Source organism: Flavobacterium sp. 2 (assembly GCF_049949195.1).
Classification (GTDB): domain Bacteria; phylum Bacteroidota; class Bacteroidia; order Flavobacteriales; family Flavobacteriaceae; genus Flavobacterium.
Window position 1 is genome coordinate 130873 of the sequence record NZ_CP188206.1, and the last position, 18320, is coordinate 149192.

Annotated in this window: 10 protein-coding genes, 2 tRNA genes and 3 rRNA genes; 12 read left to right on the top strand and 3 right to left on the bottom strand. The window is 37.0% G+C overall.

The window, feature by feature from the left end; translation table 11 throughout:
- Positions 1-1089 (bottom strand): M42 family metallopeptidase, encoded by a 1089-nt coding sequence (locus ACNFIH_RS00405; protein ID WP_426485004.1) that lies wholly within the window; start codon positions 1087-1089, stop codon positions 1-3.
- A gap of 81 nt (positions 1090-1170) precedes the next feature.
- Between ACNFIH_RS00405 and ACNFIH_RS00410 the strand changes: the two genes are divergently transcribed.
- The 8 genes from ACNFIH_RS00410 to ACNFIH_RS00445 all read left to right on the top strand — a co-directional run bounded on the left by ACNFIH_RS00410 (position 1171) and on the right by ACNFIH_RS00445 (position 9345).
- On the top strand, positions 1171-1851 hold the full coding sequence (locus ACNFIH_RS00410) for a DUF4294 domain-containing protein (RefSeq protein WP_426485005.1): 681 nt from the start codon (positions 1171-1173) through the stop codon (positions 1849-1851).
- A gap of 1052 nt (positions 1852-2903) precedes the next feature.
- Positions 2904-4417, top strand: a 16S ribosomal RNA gene (locus tag ACNFIH_RS00415).
- Between the two features lie 127 nt (positions 4418-4544).
- A tRNA-Ile gene (locus ACNFIH_RS00420) sits at positions 4545-4618 on the top strand.
- Between the two features lie 89 nt (positions 4619-4707).
- Positions 4708-4781, top strand: a tRNA-Ala gene (locus ACNFIH_RS00425).
- A 136-nt stretch (positions 4782-4917) separates the two neighbouring features.
- Positions 4918-7799: ribosomal RNA gene (locus ACNFIH_RS00430) — 23S ribosomal RNA — on the top strand.
- A 164-nt stretch (positions 7800-7963) separates the two neighbouring features.
- Positions 7964-8073 (top strand): 5S ribosomal RNA (rrf, locus tag ACNFIH_RS00435).
- Together the 16S, 23S and 5S rRNA genes with 2 tRNA genes alongside form the textbook arrangement of a ribosomal RNA operon.
- A 372-nt stretch (positions 8074-8445) precedes the next feature.
- A complete protein-coding gene (locus ACNFIH_RS00440) occupies positions 8446-8898 on the top strand; it encodes a DUF1569 domain-containing protein (RefSeq protein WP_426485006.1) in 453 nt (150 codons plus the stop codon).
- A gap of 12 nt (positions 8899-8910) precedes the next feature.
- Positions 8911-9345: a nuclear transport factor 2 family protein gene (locus tag ACNFIH_RS00445; protein WP_426485007.1), complete on the top strand. Its 435-nt coding sequence runs from the start codon at positions 8911-8913 to the stop codon at positions 9343-9345.
- Positions 9346-9350: 5 nt separating this feature from the next.
- Here ACNFIH_RS00445 and ACNFIH_RS00450 read toward each other — a convergent pair whose 3' ends face one another.
- Both ACNFIH_RS00450 and ACNFIH_RS00455 read right to left on the bottom strand, forming a co-directional pair.
- Positions 9351-9995: an endonuclease III domain-containing protein gene (locus ACNFIH_RS00450; RefSeq protein ID WP_426485008.1), complete on the bottom strand. Its 645-nt coding sequence runs from the start codon at positions 9993-9995 to the stop codon at positions 9351-9353.
- A 48-nt stretch (positions 9996-10043) separates the two neighbouring features.
- Positions 10044-10910: an alpha/beta hydrolase gene (locus ACNFIH_RS00455; RefSeq protein WP_426485009.1), complete on the bottom strand. Its 867-nt coding sequence runs from the start codon at positions 10908-10910 to the stop codon at positions 10044-10046.
- A 137-nt stretch (positions 10911-11047) separates the two neighbouring features.
- On the opposite strand from ACNFIH_RS00455, the gene ACNFIH_RS00460 reads away from it, so the two are divergent.
- From ACNFIH_RS00460 to ACNFIH_RS00475, 4 genes are all read left to right on the top strand, one after another.
- The gene (locus ACNFIH_RS00460; protein WP_426485010.1) at positions 11048-12475 is read left to right on the top strand and encodes a glycogen synthase; all 1428 of its coding nucleotides are present in this window, start codon (positions 11048-11050) and stop codon (positions 12473-12475) included.
- On the top strand, positions 12465-13745 hold the full coding sequence (locus ACNFIH_RS00465; RefSeq protein ID WP_035643426.1) for a glucose-1-phosphate adenylyltransferase: 1281 nt from the start codon (positions 12465-12467) through the stop codon (positions 13743-13745). The genes ACNFIH_RS00460 and ACNFIH_RS00465 overlap by 11 nt, the downstream gene beginning before the upstream one ends.
- A 55-nt stretch (positions 13746-13800) precedes the next feature.
- Complete coding sequence (gene glgB / locus ACNFIH_RS00470; RefSeq protein WP_426485011.1) at positions 13801-15705, top strand: 1,4-alpha-glucan branching protein GlgB; 1905 nt, start codon at positions 13801-13803, stop codon at positions 15703-15705.
- A gap of 201 nt (positions 15706-15906) precedes the next feature.
- Positions 15907-18306 (top strand): glycoside hydrolase family 31 protein, encoded by a 2400-nt coding sequence (locus ACNFIH_RS00475; RefSeq protein ID WP_426485012.1) that lies wholly within the window; start codon positions 15907-15909, stop codon positions 18304-18306.
- Positions 18307-18320 lie beyond the last annotated feature (14 nt).

The window sequence follows — 18320 nt, forward strand, 5'->3', positions numbered from 1 at the left end:
TTATTTAAAATAAGAAAAAGTTTCGTTGTTTTCAATTTTCAAAAGAGATTCATAGATAAGCTTGATAACATTTTCTACATCTTCTTTCTGAACCATTTCTACTGTAGTGTGCATGTAACGCAAAGGTAGTGAGATCAAAGCTGACGCTACGCCGCCATTGCTATATGCAAAAGCATCAGTATCAGTTCCTGTAGCATTTGATGTTGCATTTCGTTGAAACGGAATTTCTTTTTCTTCGGCTGTATCAACAATCAAATCTCGTAATTTATTTTGAACAGCAGGAGCATAAGCAATTACAGGCCCTTTGCCCATTTTTAGATCGCCTTCGACTTTTTTGTCGATCATCGGAGTTGTAGTGTCATGGCAAACATCAGTTATAATAGCAACATTCGGCTTAATAGTTTGTGCAATCATCTCAGCACCGCGCAAACCAATTTCTTCCTGAACAGAATTTACTATATACAATCCAAACGGAACCTCTTTTTTATTCTCATGCAGAAGTCTTGCAACTTCAGCAATCATAAAGCCGCCCATTCTGTTGTCAATGGCACGACAAACAAATTTATTTTCGTTCAAAATCATGAATTCATCAGGATAAGTAATAACACATCCAACATGAACTCCCATAGCTTCAACTTGTTCTTTGGTTTCGCATCCTAAATCAATAAAGATATTGCTTAATTTCGGAGCTTCTTCTTTATCACGTAAACGAGTATGAATTGCTGGCCATCCAAAAACACCTTTTACAATTCCTTTTTTAGTATGTATATGAACTCTTTTTGAAGGTGCAATTTGATGATCAGATCCACCATTTCTAATTACGTATATTAATCCATCGTCTGTAATATAGTTTACAAACCATGAAATTTCATCGGCATGTCCTTCAATAACAACCTTATAAGGTGCGTCTGGATTAATAATTCCAACAGCAGTTCCATAAGTATCAGTGATAAAAGTGTCAACATAAGGTTTTAAATATTGCATCCAAAGTTTTTGTCCCTCGCTTTCATATCCAGTAGGCGATGCGTTATTTAGATAGCTTTCAAGGAAAGCAATTGAAGTATCTTTTAAGATAGAATTTGAACTCATAAAAATATTTTTTTGCTAAATTATAAATTTGGTATTAGAGTTGTGTATAAATATATAATTTTACATTTAAATTATGACTCAATGAGATTTACCAGCATTCTTTTATTCTTTATATTGTTTTCACTTTCAAGCCGAGCTCAGGTTACGCCAAAAGAGAATCAGCAAATGGGCTATACTTTAACAGAAAAAGATTCTATTTTAGGTGATACTATAGAACTGCCCGAGATAATCATTACAAAAGAAAAGCTCGATCCCGAGGCGCAAAAACAATTTTTGATTCTTCAAAACAGAGTTTACAAAGTCTATCCGTATGCAAAATTAGCAGCAGATAGATTGACGGCATTAAATAAAGGAATGGCGCGTTTGAACTCAAACCGTGAAAAAAAGAAATATTTTAAAATCGTTGAAGACTATCTTAACAATGAATTTGAAGATAGACTTAAAAAGCTTTCGCGAAAGCAAGGTCAGATTTTAGTAAAGCTGGTTCATCGCCAAACAGGAATTACAACATATGATTTAATAAAAACCCTTAAAAGCGGATTCAAAGCATTTGTTTCAAATACAACAGCCAATTTATTTGATATAAGTCTAAAAGCAGAATACAATCCTTATGAAGTCAATGAAGATTATTTAATTGAAACAATTCTTCAGCGTGCTTTTGAATCAGGAAGATTAGTAAATCAAAAAGCAGCAAATCCAATTAATTATAATGATTTAATGAATAAGTGGGAAGAAAAAGCAAAAGCTCCTGCGAATCAATAGAAGGATAGCCTAATCATCTATTATGATATATGTAATTAAAACCGTTAGATTTTAAAATCTAACGGTTTTGTTTTTTCTATACATATATATAAGGACGAAATTATTTTATACTATAATATATAAGTATAGCTTTTGCCAAGCTGAGTGTAGTGGAAGCTTTTCTAAGTTCAGACGATGGAGTTTTAAGATTATTATCTATAAGGAGCTATTTCCCGCTATCCGCTTCAATCTTTTTGTGGCGAACCCCGCCACAAAAAGGATTTCCGCTGCTATCGGGGCTAGGAGAGCTGTTTTCAGGAGAAATCCAGAGGAAGAATAGAGGATTCCGGGTAAAATGGAGCCTGAAAAGGGAAAACTTTGCGTCTTTGCTGTCTTTCCGGGATCAAAAGCGCCAGAGAATCCAGTTCAAAAGGTTGTTTTCTTATCAAAAAAGCGTGTCGAAGACTAAAAATTCAACAAAACGGAAAGCAGAAAAGACCCGAAAACGATGAAAACCGCACCTTGATTCAGAAAAACGCTACAAAGAATCAAAAAAAAATGATTTGTAAAGAATCCGTTATCAGTGAGTTAAGAAATAATCCGAAAAAAGATGAAAAAAAGAGGCTAAAAAAGATTGTATAACTGAATAAAGGTTCTACTTTTGCACCCGCAACAACGAAAGACGTTCACTGAAATACTGGCAAGCGAGACGATTTAAACTGAAAAATATTTTCAAAAAAAGATTTCGAAAAGCTTGTGAGATTTGAAAATGCTTTTTACATTTGCACCCCGCAAAACAGGGAAAGTTCATTGAGAGACTGAAGAGAGATTGAGAAAAAAGAGACGAAAAAAAAGTTTCAAATTTTTTTAAATTTTTCTTGCGAGAAACAAAAAGAATTTTTAGTTTTGCACCCGCTTTGAGAGACAAGCGAAGGAAACAAAATTACGTTCGTAGACATATTGAATTGACAGCCGTTCCGATGAGAATCGGAACAAATAGAATAAGAGTAATGGAATCGATAGATTCGAAAAGAACCACTAGAGGAAGCATCGACTATATAATATTAAAATATACGATGAAGAGTTTGATCCTGGCTCAGGATGAACGCTAGCGGCAGGCTTAACACATGCAAGTCGAGGGGTATAGTTCTTCGGAGCTAGAGACCGGCGCACGGGTGCGTAACGCGTATGCAATCTACCTTTCACAGAGGGATAGCCCAGAGAAATTTGGATTAATACCTCATAGTATAGTGAGTTGGCATCAACACACTATTAAAGTCACAACGGTGAAAGATGAGCATGCGTCCCATTAGCTAGTTGGTAAGGTAACGGCTTACCAAGGCAACGATGGGTAGGGGTCCTGAGAGGGAGATCCCCCACACTGGTACTGAGACACGGACCAGACTCCTACGGGAGGCAGCAGTGAGGAATATTGGTCAATGGGCGCAAGCCTGAACCAGCCATGCCGCGTGCAGGATGACGGTCCTATGGATTGTAAACTGCTTTTGTACGAGAAGAAACAACATTACGTGTAATGTCTTGACGGTATCGTAAGAATAAGGATCGGCTAACTCCGTGCCAGCAGCCGCGGTAATACGGAGGATCCAAGCGTTATCCGGAATCATTGGGTTTAAAGGGTCCGTAGGCGGTTTAGTAAGTCAGTGGTGAAAGCCCATCGCTCAACGGTGGAACGGCCATTGATACTGCTGAACTTGAATTATTAGGAAGTAACTAGAATATGTAGTGTAGCGGTGAAATGCTTAGAGATTACATGGAATACCAATTGCGAAGGCAGGTTACTACTAATGGATTGACGCTGATGGACGAAAGCGTGGGTAGCGAACAGGATTAGATACCCTGGTAGTCCACGCCGTAAACGATGGATACTAGCTGTTGGGGGCAACTTCAGTGGCTAAGCGAAAGTGATAAGTATCCCACCTGGGGAGTACGTTCGCAAGAATGAAACTCAAAGGAATTGACGGGGGCCCGCACAAGCGGTGGAGCATGTGGTTTAATTCGATGATACGCGAGGAACCTTACCAAGGCTTAAATGTAGATTGACCGTTTTGGAAACAGAACTTTCGCAAGACAATTTACAAGGTGCTGCATGGTTGTCGTCAGCTCGTGCCGTGAGGTGTCAGGTTAAGTCCTATAACGAGCGCAACCCCTGTTGTTAGTTGCCAGCGAGTCATGTCGGGAACTCTAACAAGACTGCCAGTGCAAACTGTGAGGAAGGTGGGGATGACGTCAAATCATCACGGCCCTTACGCCTTGGGCTACACACGTGCTACAATGGCCGGTACAGAGAGCAGCCACTGGGTGACCAGGAGCGAATCTACAAAGCCGGTCACAGTTCGGATCGGAGTCTGCAACTCGACTCCGTGAAGCTGGAATCGCTAGTAATCGGATATCAGCCATGATCCGGTGAATACGTTCCCGGGCCTTGTACACACCGCCCGTCAAGCCATGGAAGCTGGGGGTGCCTGAAGTCGGTGACCGCAAGGAGCTGCCTAGGGTAAAACTGGTAACTAGGGCTAAGTCGTAACAAGGTAGCCGTACCGGAAGGTGCGGCTGGAACACCTCCTTTCTAGAGCCTCGAATGTTAGTGCTTGCACACGTTGGGGAAAAAAGATGCGGATCGAAATGGGTCTGAATTGAGGATTTTATTACTCTTGCTGTTAATTTAAAAAAATGATAAAACTTAAGTAAAACAGAGTCTCGTAGCTCAGCTGGTTAGAGTACTACACTGATAATGTAGGGGTCGGCAGTTCGAGTCTGCCCGGGACTACTATTTGGCTTAAAAAAAAAGGAAATTCTAGAGTTGAGTTCTTATGAATATAAATTCATAATTCATAATTCACAATTCATAATTAGATTGGGGGATTAGCTCAGCTGGCTAGAGCGCCTGCCTTGCACGCAGGAGGTCAACGGTTCGACTCCGTTATTCTCCACGAATTTACTTGAAGAAGTAAATAAAAGTTCATTGACATATTGAGATAAGAAAATAATAAAAAGTAGAAAGCGTTTTTTACAATTTATTGTAGAAAACAAAAAAAAACGGTCTTGTTTTTAGGAACAAGATTGGTACAATAAGCAAAATAAGGGCGTATGGGGGATGCCTAGGCTCTCAGAGGCGAAGAAGGACGTGATAAGCTGCGAAAAGCTGCGGGGACGAGCACACATCGATTGATCCGCAGATATCCGAATGGGGCAACCCACTATGTTGAAGACATAGTACACCGATAGGTGGGCAAACCCGCTGAACTGAAACATCTAAGTAGGCGGAGGAGAAGAAAACAAAAGTGATTCCGTAAGTAGTGGCGAGCGAACGCGGATTAGCCCAAACCAATAATGTTACGGCATTGTTGGGGTTGTAGGACCACGACATTTCATGCATGCAGAACCGGAAGTTACTGGAAAGTGACGCCATAGAGGGTGATAGCCCCGTATGGGTAATAAATGTAATGAATAGTGGTATCCTGAGTAGGGCGGGGCACGTGAAACCCTGTCTGAATTTGGCGGGACCATCCGCTAAGGCTAAATACTCCTGAGAGACCGATAGTGAACCAGTACCGTGAGGGAAAGGTGAAAAGAACCGTGAATAACGGAGTGAAATAGATCCTGAAACCATACGCTTACAAGCGGTCGGAGCCCTTTAGTGGGGTGACGGCGTGCCTTTTGCATAATGAGCCTACGAGTTAACGTTGCTGGCAAGGATAAGTGGTTAAGCCATGGATCCGTAGCGAAAGCGAGTCTGAATAGGGCGCTTTAGTCAGTAGTGTTAGACGCGAAACCGTGTGATCTACCCATGGGCAGGTTGAAGCTGTGGTAACACACAGTGGAGGACCGAACCGGTTGACGTTGAAAAGTCTTCGGATGACCTGTGGGTAGGGGTGAAAGGCCAATCAAACTCGGAAATAGCTCGTACTCCCCGAAATGCATTTAGGTGCAGCGCTGATGATAGTTATATAGAGGTAGAGCTACTGATTGGATGCGGGGGCTTCACCGCCTACCAATTCCTGACAAACTCCGAATGCTATATAATGTTTCACAGCAGTGAGGGCTTGGGTGCTAAGGTCCAAGTCCGAGAGGGAAAGAACCCAGACCATCAGCTAAGGTCCCCAAATATATGTTAAGTTGAAAGAACGAGGTTTGTCTGCCCAGACAGCTAGGATGTTGGCTTGGAAGCAGCCATTCATTTAAAGAGTGCGTAACAGCTCACTAGTCGAGCGGACGAGCATGGATAATAATCGGGCATAAACATATTACCGAAGCTATGGATTTGCAAGCAATTGCAAGTGGTAGGGGAGCATTCTGACAGGGTTGAAGGTGTATCGTAAGGTATGCTGGACTGGTCAGAAAAGAAAATGTAGGCATAAGTAACGATAATGCGGGCGAGAAACCCGCACACCGAAAAACTAAGGTTTCCACAGCTATGCTAATCAGCTGTGGGTTAGTCTGGTCCTAAGGCGAACCCGAAAGGGACAGTCGATGGCCAACGGGTTAATATTCCCGTACTACTAATTACTGTGATGGGGTGACGGAGTGATGAAAGCGCCGCGAACTGACGGAATAGTTCGTTGAAGTACCTAGCTATAAGACCTGTAGGCAAATCCGCAGGTTTTGGTGAAATACGATAGTACTCGGAGTCTTCGGACAAAGAGATAGTGCGCCTAAGGGCTTCCAAGAAAAACCTCTAAACTTCAGGTAATTAGTACCAGTACCGTAAACCGACACAGGTAGTTGAGGAGAGAATCCTAAGGTGCTCGAGAGATTCATGGCTAAGGAATTAGGCAAAATAGACCTGTAACTTCGGGAGAAAGGTCGCCCCCAGCAATGGGGGCCGCAGTGAAGAGGTCCAGGCGACTGTTTATCAAAAACACAGGGCTCTGCAAAATCGTAAGATGAAGTATAGGGCCTGACACCTGCCCGGTGCTGGAAGGTTAAGAGGAGATGTTATCTTCGGAGAAGCATTGAATTGAAGCCCCAGTAAACGGCGGCCGTAACTATAACGGTCCTAAGGTAGCGAAATTCCTTGTCGGGTAAGTTCCGACCTGCACGAATGGTGTAACGATCTGGACACTGTCTCAGCCATGAGCTCGGTGAAATTGTAGTAACGGTGAAGATGCCGTTTACCCGCAGTGGGACGAAAAGACCCTGTGCACCTTTACTATAGCTTAGTATTGACCTTGGATAAATGATGTGTAGGATAGGTTGGAGACTGTGAAGCGGCGTCGCCAGGCGTTGTGGAGTCATTGTTGAAATACAACCCTTTGTTTATCTGAGGCCTAACCCCGTGTTGCGGGGGACAGTGCTTGGTGGGTAGTTTGACTGGGGTGGTCGCCTCCAAAAGAGTAACGGAGGCTTCTAAAGGTTCCCTCAGTACGCTTGGTAACCGTGCGTAGAGTGCAATGGCATAAGGGAGCTTGACTGAGAGACATACAGGTCGATCAGGTACGAAAGTAGAGCATAGTGATCCGGTGGTTCCGCATGGAAGGGCCATCGCTCAAAGGATAAAAGGTACGCCGGGGATAACAGGCTGATCTCCCCCAAGAGCTCATATCGACGGGGGGGTTTGGCACCTCGATGTCGGCTCGTCACATCCTGGGGCTGGAGAAGGTCCCAAGGGTTGGGCTGTTCGCCCATTAAAGTGGCACGCGAGCTGGGTTCAGAACGTCGTGAGACAGTTCGGTCTCTATCTACTGTGGGCGTTAGAAATTTGAGTGGATCTGATTCTAGTACGAGAGGACCGAATTGGACTAACCTCTAGTGTATCTGTTGTCCCGCCAGGGGCACCGCAGAGTAGCTACGTTGGGAAGGGATAAGCGCTGAAAGCATATAAGCGCGAAACCCACCACAAGATGAGATTTCTTTTAAGGATCGTGGAAGATGACCACGTTGATAGGCTATAGATGTAAAGGCAGTAATGTCATAGTCGAGTAGTACTAATAATCCGTAAGCTTATGTACACCCTTTTCCCTCCGAGCAATCGGAGGGAGGAAACTTTCTAAACAAATACTTCTTTTCTTTATCTCAGTATGTTAAAATATTAGCTCGACGCAGAGCAGTTGATGGTCAAGAGTTGATAGTTGATGGAGAAATCCGACAACCAAAAACCAACAACTAAAAACCTTAAGGTGGTTATTGCGGCGGGGCTCACCTCTTCCCATCCCGAACAGAGAAGTTAAGCCCGCCTGCGCAGATGGTACTGCAATTTTGTGGGAGAGTATGTCGTCGCCTTTATTTTGAGAATCCTTCCCGATTTATCGGGAGGGATTTTTTGTTTTATAACCACTTTGGAGAAATCTTCTGGAACTGAAACTTATCATTTACCCCGAAGCGCGTTAGTGATGGGAGCGGCATCCTTTTGCGGGAAACCAGCAGCTGCTCGATTTTCCTGAAACTGCTCCCGCAAAAGATACAGCGGACAGCACGGCCCAGAGGGAAACGCCCAAAATATTTTTATTTATTAAATATCTGTGTATTGTAAATCAAGGTGTTGTGCTTTTATTAATTTTAGATTTTTTTTGCTGTCAACGACATTAATTAAAATGATTGCAAAAATATATTTATTGCTAAATTTTATATTTTTGTTTTCTAATAGAATTTTAAGATATGCAAAATATATTTCAGAAAGAGGATTGTGATCAATTCATAAATAGAATAAGCGAGCTTACACCAGATTCAAAAGGACTTTGGGGTAAAATGAGTGTCGCTCAAATGCTTGCACATTGTAATGTTACTTACGAAATGGTTTATGATAATATCCATCCGAAACCTAATGGATTTATGAAATTTATTTTAAAATTGCTAGCTAAAAAAACAGTGGTAGGTGACAAACCTTATCCTAGAAATGTTGGTACAGCACCACAGTTTATAATTAAAAATGATCGTGATTTTGAAATTGAAAAAAGTCGATTAATTGCTTATGTTAATAAAACACAGGAATTAGGTGAAAAGGAATTTGAAGATAAAGAATCTCATTCTTTTGGAAAATTGACCTCTAAAGAATGGAATAATATGTTTGCCAAACATTTGGACCATCATCTTTCTCAATTTGGCGTTTAAAATTTTATGAATATGAGATTTTATATAGTTATATGCTTTCTGCTATCAGGGTTGTGTGCAAATGCTCAAAAACAAGAGGTTCAAAAAAGTATTGAAGTCTTTTTTGAAGGATTCCATCAAAAAGACACTTTGAAGATAAAATCGGTTTGTGCAGATAAAATGATTCTGCAATCTATCAGTGAGAGTGTTTCAAAAGGAAATAAGTTGTCTAATGAAACTGCAAAAGAATTTTACAAATCAATTGCATCAATTCCGTCAACTATGAAATTTCAGGAGAAAATTCTTAGTTATAATATTCAAATTGATGGAGCAATGGCTCATGTTTGGGCACCATATGAATTTTATTTGAACGATAACTTGAGTCATTCAGGTGTAAATACTTTTACTTTATTTAAAGAAAAAGATTCCTGGAAAATTATTTATTTAATCGATACTAGAAGAAAGTAGAGATTTTAAGCAACTTCTGTAGAATAATAAAAGCAAATATCTGCCATAATACATTCTTCACACTTAGGTTTTGGTCTGCAGGTTTCTCTTCCTAAAAAAGAAATTGCCATACCAATTTCAGACCAAATGCTTTTTGGCAATACCTTCATTAGGTCTTTTTCAACTTTATTTCCATCTTTTACTTCTTTTATTATTCCAATTCTGGGAGCTACGCGAATAACATGCAAATCGGCAATAATTCCTTCTGCGGGTTTTCCAGTTTCTCTTAATATAACATTGGCTGATTTTCTTCCAACTCCTTTTAAGGCTGTTAACTCCTTCATGTTTAACGGAATATTATCATCATTTTGAATTGTTTTAGCAATTTCTAATAACCAATTTGCTTTTGTTCCAAAGTTTCGAACTTTACTTATATAAGGTATGAGTGTTTCGAAATCGGTTTTAGACAAACTGTTAAGTGTTGGGAATTTTTCAAATAAAGAAGGTGCTATTTTATTAATATTTGCATCAGAATCTTGCGCAGACAAAATTACCATTACTAATAACTGATAAGTATTTTGATATTCTAGAGGGTGTGTTTTTCCTTTATATTTCTCTAAAATTGGTTTTAATTTTGTTTCCCAATCTGATGTTTCTCCAAATAAATCCATTTTGATATTATTTTAAGTTAGATATATAAAAGTGTAACTATCACAAAATTAATTAGTTTTGATGAAATTTGTGATTTTTTTGATAACATTTTGATTACCAAGTATTTTTCTGTGACCTAAACCATCAGTTAAATATAAACTTCCATTTTCGAGTTGTTCATGAATGTGAATTCCTGCTTTTACGGGAACTTCTGGATCATCATTATCATGAATTACTAAAACGGGTATTTTTACTTTTTGTGCTGCTCTGTACGCTGAAAAATCATCCATTTTTACTTGATATTTTTCTTCAAAAAGATTACGGAGACGCTCACTTATTTCTTGATTTAAACCTAATTTTGAGATAAACTCGTCTAAAATATCTTGTACAATATCACCGCTTCCTATAATAATTGCTTTGTTTGTCTGCAATCCGTCTTTTATAGCATTTAAAACTGACATTCCGCCTAAAGAATGTCCAATTGCAATTTCAAATGGCCCAAACTGCTTTTCGATTTCTAATATTGAAGCAATAAATTCAGACATAATAGTTGACTTTCCTTTAGATTTTCCATGTGCTGGCGCATCAAAACTTACAGTTGAATAACCATTTTTTAAAAGTTCATCAGCTATTTTGAATAATTGTGTACCTCTTCCAGACCACCCGTGAACTAATAAAATTTTATGATCACTTTTGCCATAAAGATAAGTGACAATATTTTTGTCTATTGCGGGAACGTTAATCGTTATTTGTTCACTTTTAGAATCCATCTCAAGTTCTCGTTTGGGAATCTTATGTTTTATTGGCGTAGTAAATAGTTTAGCAGCATATTTTGTAACCAATTTGGTTGAAATAAACGCGCAAATTTTACAGGATACAATAATAAACTGTGGAATTTTTAATGATTTAGTAGGATTACTTTCCTTTTTTGCCATATTAATAATTTTTTTTTGAAGGCTGGATTATGCTTATTTTTTCCTAAATTTAGGAAACATAAAAGTAGCATATTAATGATTGTTTCTAGAAAAAAATAAATCATAAATTAATATTGAATGCTGTAATTAATTTTAGGATGGAAATATTTCATTTAAGTGCAGAGTGTTATCCAATGGCAAAAGTTGGTGGATTGGCCGATGTTGTTGGAGCATTGCCAAAATATCAGACTAATGCTGGACATCAGGTAAGAGTTGTTGTTCCTTGTTATGATACAAAATTCAGAAAAGAAAATGATTTTGAGTGCGTTCATTGGGGAAATGTCAAATTGGGAAATTTTGAATTTCCTTTTAGTGTCTTAAAAGAGACTTCTAACAAGCTTGGGTATGAACTTTATTTGATTGAAATTAAGGAATTATTCGACAGACCAAATGTTTATGGTTATGAAGATGACATTGAGCGATTTTTATCTTTTCAAATTGCAAGTTTAGATTGGATTACCGCACGAAATAAAGTTCCAGATATTATAAATTGCCATGATCATCATACTGGAGTAGTTCCTTTTTTAGTAAAATATGCTTATAAATACGAAAGTTTAAGAAGCGTTAAAACTGTAATTACTATTCACAATGGTTTATATCAAGGCTGGTTTGGTTTTGATAAACTGCATTATTTGCCAGAATTTAATTTGATTCATGTTGGATTTTTGGAGTGGAATCATTCTATTAATTCTTTGGCAGTTGGTATAAAATGTGCACATGCTGTTACTACGGTTTCTCCTAGTTATTTAAATGAAATTAATTATGCTGCAAATGGATTAGAAGCATTGTTTAATTCGGTTAGAAATAAATCAAAAGGAATTTTAAATGGAATTGATATTGAAGTCTGGGATCCATTAAAAGATAAAATGATTGAACATCATTATTCGATTGAAACTTTTGAAATTGGTAAACAAAAAAATAAAGAGAAGCTTTGTGAACAATTTGATTTAGATCCAACAAAACCGTTATTCAGTTTTATTGGACGTTTATTTGAAGAAAAAGGGGGAGATTTATTACCACAAGCGTCTGCATTGGCATTATCCGAAAATTTCGAAAATATTAATATTCTGATTTTAGGATCTGGAAATGCTGAAATTGAAATGCAATTGACACAATTGCGAAATGATTATAAAGGCAATTACAATGTTTTTATTGGTTATAATGAAGAATTGGCACATTTAATTTATGCAGGTTCCGATTATATTTTGATGCCTTCGAGAGTTGAACCATGCGGTTTGAATCAAATGTATGCAATGCGATATGGTACAATTCCGATTGTGAGAAGAACCGGGGGATTGCGAGATACGGTTATTGATTTTGGAGATGAAGGAAATGGGGTTTGTCATGATCAGGCTTCCGTTGGAGATGTTTGTTATTCGATAAATCGTGCAGTTAAACTGTACGATGATAAAATAAGTTTTAATAAAGTATTAAAAAGAGGAATGTCAGCAGATCATTCCTGGGAAAGTGTGTGCCAAGAATATATCGAAATATACAACTTAATAATTCAGCAAAATGAAGTTTAAAAAGAAAAATGTAGTTGCCATTATTTTAGGAGGTGGACAGGGATCTCGTTTGTTCCCATTGACAGAAACAAGATCAAAACCTGCTGTTCCGATTGGAGGTAAATATCGTTTGGTTGATATTCCAATTTCAAATTGTATCAATTCAGATATTTTTAAAATATTTGTTTTGACACAATTTAATTCTGCATCTCTGAATGCTCACATTAAAAATACTTTCAACTTTAGTATTTTCAGCCAGTCGTTTGTTGATATTTTGGCGGCTGAACAAACACCAGACAACCCTACATGGTTTCAGGGAACTGCCGATGCTGTTAGACAATGTATGTCTCACTTTTTAAAACACGATTTTGATCATGCTTTAATTCTTTCTGGAGATCAATTATATCAAATGGATTTTAATGAAATGTTAGAAGCCCATATTGCTGCTGATGCTGAAATTTCTATTGCAACTTTACCTGTTAATGCCAAAGACGCTCCAGAATTTGGAATTCTAAAAACCAATCACGAAAGTGTTATTGAAGCTTTCATAGAAAAACCTGACGCTTCATTATTACCGCAATGGGAATCTGAGGTAAGTGAACAAATGCAGGAAAAAGGCAAAAAATATTTGGCTTCAATGGGAATTTATATTTTTAATAAATCATTGTTGGAGGAATTAATGGCGAATCCAGATACGAAAGATTTTGGAAAAGAAATTATTCCTCAAGCCGTTGGAAAACATAAAATATTGAGTTATCAGTACGAAGGATATTGGACAGATATTGGAAACATTGAATCATTTTTTGAAGCAAATATTGGCTTAACAGCAGATATTCCGGAATTTAATTTGTTTGATAACGACAATAAAATCTTTACAAGACCAAGATTACTTCCGCCATCAAAATTTAGAAATTCAATCATCAATCAATCATTGATTTCTGAAGGGTGCATTATCAATGCTAAAGAAATTAAAAGTTCGGTAATTGGAATTCGTTCCAGAATTGGTGTTGGAACTGTTCTTGAAAACTGTTATGTGATGGGGAATGATTTCTATCAAGATTTGGACGAACTCAATCATGAAGCAAGTGTAAACAAAATTCATGTTGGAATTGGTGAAAATTGCTTCATAAAAAATGCTTTAGTAGATAAAAATGTTCGCATTGGAAATAATGTTCATATTAGCGGAGGAAAACATTTAGATAATTTTACCAATGAATTATACAGCATAAAAGATGGTATTGTTGTCATTAAAAAAGGTGCGATTCTCGCTGATAATTTTAGAATTGAATAATATTAAAATTTCAAATCCAATAAAAAAAATCCAATTGTTGCCTTAAAAACCAAATATGACAAAAGTAATTACGCATTCTCTATTTACCGATTTTGATATTGATTTATTCAAAGCTGGCAAACATTTCAAATTGTATGAAAAGTTGGGAGCACATTTAATTGAAGTAAATGGAGTTAAGGGAGTTTATTTTGCTGTTTGGGCACCCACAGCCAAATCGGTTTCAGTGGTGGGTGATTTTAATTATTGGACACAAGATGAACATCAGCTTCAGGTTCGCTGGGATTCTTCTGGAATTTGGGAAGGCTTTATTCCTGATTTGTCTAAAGGTTCGCTTTATAAATACAAAATTCAATCTAATATAGACGGTGTAGTAACAGAAAAAGCAGATCCGTTTGCTTTATATTGTGAAAAACCGCCACATACGGCATCTGTTGTCTGGGATCTGGATTATAATTGGAAAGATAAGAATTGGATGGAATCTCGCCATGAGAAAAATGCCTTAGATAAACCATATTCAGTATATGAAGTGCATTTAGGATCTTGGAAACGAGCAGAGCATAACCGATTTTTGACTTATTTAGAATTGGCAGATGATTTAGTAAAATATGTAAAAGAAACAGGTTTTACACATGTTGAATTCATGCCAATTATGGAATATCCTTATGATCCTTCATGGGGATATCAGCTAACAGGATATTTTGCTCCGACTTCTCGTTTTGGAAAACCACAGGATTTTATGGTTTTGGTTGACAAACTGCATCAGGCTGGAATTGGTGTAATTTTAGATTGGGTTCCGTCTCATTTTCCTGATGATGCTCATGGTTTAGGTTTCTTTGATGGTTCACATTTATATGAGCATCCAGATCGAAGAAAAGGCTATCATCCGGATTGGAAAAGTTTGGTTTTTAATTACGGTCGCAATGAAGTTCGTGCTTTTTTAATAAGTAATGCTGTTTTTTGGCTTCAAAATTATCATGCTGACGGATTAAGAGTTGATGCAGTAGCTTCGATGCTATATCTCGATTATTCTAGAAATGAAGGTGAATGGGAACCTAATATTTATGGTGGAAGAGAAAATCTGGAAACTATAAGTTTTCTTAAAGAATTCAATGAAGTTATTTATGCTAATTTTGATGGAGTTCAGACAATTGCTGAAGAAAGCACATCTTTTTCGATGGTTTCGAGACCAACATCTTACGGAGGTTTAGGCTTTGGAATGAAATGGATGATGGGCTGGATGCACGATACTTTAAAGTACTTTCAGAAAGAAACTGTTTACAGAAAATATCATCAAAATGATTTGACATTTTCAATGACGTATGCTTTTACGGAAAATTTCATGCTTCCGTTTTCGCATGACGAAGTCGTTTATGGAAAAAAATCAATTGCTAATAAAATGCCTGGAGATGAATGGCAGAAATTTGCTAATTTAAGATTGCTTTATGGATATATGTTCACACATCCCGGAACAAAATTATTGTTTATGGGATCGGAGTTTGGACAAAGCGATGAATGGAATTTTGAAAAAAGTCTGGATTGGCATTTACTTCAATATGATTATCATTCAGGAATTAAAAAGGTAATTACAGATTTGAATCAGCTATACAAATATCAGCCAGCATTATACGAAAAACAATTCACAGGCGAAGGTTTTGAATGGATTAATTATTCCGATCATCAAAATGCTGTTGTTTCTTATATCCGAAAAGGAAATAATCCTGATGAAAATCTAATTGTGGTTTGCAATTTTACGCAAGTTATTAGGGAAAATTATAGAATTGGTATTTATCAAAAAGGAAAATTAAAAGAAGTTTTCAATACTGATGCTAAAATTTATGGTGGAAGTGGAGTTGGTAATTCTGAATCTTTAAAAATTGATAATTTACCTTATGACGGAAGAGATTATTCAGTCGAATTAATTTTACCTCCTTTGAGCGTAACGGTTTATTCTTTTGAATAGAAATTCAAGTATAATTTTCAATAATGTCGTTTTATCAATTTTGTGTTTTTAAATTATCGAATTATTGATTTTTTGTAAACTAATTTAGAACTCATTCAGAAAAAACGTTTTCGTGAATAAACCTTTTATTCATAGTGCTTTACCAAGTTTTTTTGTATGTTTGAAGTAAGGATTGAGTTATATAATTAAGACAATAGCGATATGATTACAAATACATCACTAGAACATAAAGGCAATTTATTTCCGTCAAAAATAGTTTCGTATGAACATGAGGGAGATTCCATTTCTTTTTACACTGACAACAATGTAATTTTAAAAGTCACGGTTCTTAGAGACAGTTTACTTCGTTTTCGTTTTACCACAAAAGGATATTTTAGCAATGATTTTTCGTATGCAATTGATAAAACGCAATTGCATGGCTATAATTTTTTGCAAGTTAGCGAAGACGAAAATTATTTTGAAATCAGAACCAGCAAAGTAATTTGTAAAATTAAAAAAGCTGATGTTCGCCTGTCAATTTATGATCTGGATAGCTGCTTAATTCTTCAGGATGAACTTGGGTTTCATTGGGAAGAAAGTTATGAGTATGGCGGAAACGTTGTGAAAATGAGCAAATCCTCAAAAGATGGAGAATGTTTTTACGGTCTTGGCGATAAAGCCACTCAGATGAACTTAAAAGGCAAAAGAGTAGAAAATTTTGCCACCGATCAATATGCGTATCAAAAAGATCAGGAGCCACTTTATAAAGTAGTTCCGTTTTATATTGGATTGCATAATCAAAAATCCTACGGAGTTTTCTTCGATAATACTTTCAGAACCTTTTTTGATTTTTGTCAGGAAAGAAGAAATGTAACTAGTTTTTGGGCTGAAGGAGGCGAAATGAATTATTATTTCATTTATGGTCCTCAAATGCAGGATGTTGTTACAACTTATACAGATTTGACAGGAAAACCTGAACTACCGCCACTTTGGGTTTTAGGCTATCATCAATGTAAATGGAGTTATTATCCAGAAAGCAAAGTAAAAGAAATTACGTCAAAATTTAGAGAACTTAAAATTCCGTGTGATGCCATTTATCTGGATATCGATTATATGGATGGTTTCCGATGTTTTACATGGAATAAAGAATATTTTCCTGATCCAAAAAAGATGGTTGCTGAATTAGCGGAAGACGGTTTTAAAACAATTGTTATCATCGATCCGGGAATTAAAATTGATAAAAATTATTGGGTTTATAAAGAAGCCTTAGAAAAAGATTATTTCTGTAAACGTGCCGATGGCCCTTATATGAAAGGAAAAGTTTGGCCGGGAGAATGTAATTTTCCAGATTACACAAATCCCGTAGTAAGAGAATGGTGGGCAGGATTATTTAAAGAGTTAATTTCGGATATTGGCGTCAAAGGAGTTTGGAATGACATGAATGAACCAGCTGTAATGGAGGTTCCGAATAAAACTTTCCCAATGGATGTTCGCCATGTTTACGACGGAAATCCATGCAGTCACAGAAAGGCTCATAATATTTATGGAACCCAAATGGCAAGAGCCACATATCATGGCGTAAAACGATTTGTTTATCCAAAACGTCCTTTTGTAATTACTAGATCGGCATATTCTGGTGCTCAGCGTTACACCTCTTCATGGACAGGGGATAATGTTGCAACCTGGGAACATTTATGGATTGCGAATATTCAGGTTCAGCGAATGTCAATTTCCGGAATGGGCTTTACAGGTTCTGATATTGGAGGTTTTGCGGAACAACCAACGGGCGAATTATATGCACGCTGGATTCAGTTAGGCGTTTTTCATCCTTTTTGCAGAACGCATTCTTCTGGAGATCATGGAAATCAGGAACCTTGGGCTTTTGATGAAGAAGTAATTAATATTACCCGAAAATTTGTGAATCTTCGTTACCAGTTGTTGCCGTATTTATATACAATGTTCTGGCAATATATTGAAGAGGGTATTCCGATGTTGAAACCTTTGGTTTATTACGATCAGGATGATACACAAACACATTATCGCAATGATGAATTTATCTTCGGAGATCAAATTTTAGTTTGTCCAATTCTTGAACCTAATGCTGTAGGTAGACGAATGTATATTCCTAGAGGTGAGTGGTATAATTTCTGGACAAATGAACTTTTCTTAGGGGGAAGAGAAATCTGGATTGACACCAAATTTGATGAGATTCCAGTTTTTATAAAAGCAGGCGCTATTATTCCTAAATATCCGGTTCAGCAATATGTTGGAGAATTAGAATTTGATGAATTGACATTAGACGTATATTTTAAAAAAGGCAAAGAAAAGTCCGTAGTTTATGAAGATGCACAAGACGGTTATGATTATAAAAAAGGACGCTATAGCTTTTTGTCTTTCAGAACTATTGGAAAAGAGAAAGAGTTAATTATTCAGCTTCATAAAGAAGGGAAATATGATACGCCGTACTCTAAGTACAAAATTAATTTAATCGGGCTTCCATTTAAAGTTACTGAAATTGAAATCGATAATGAAAAAATCGAATTTGATAAAATTAGCTTCGAACAAAATAATTGCTTAATTATTGATAAAGAGTTCAATGAACTTCATATTGTTGGTGAATAAGTAAATTGTGATAT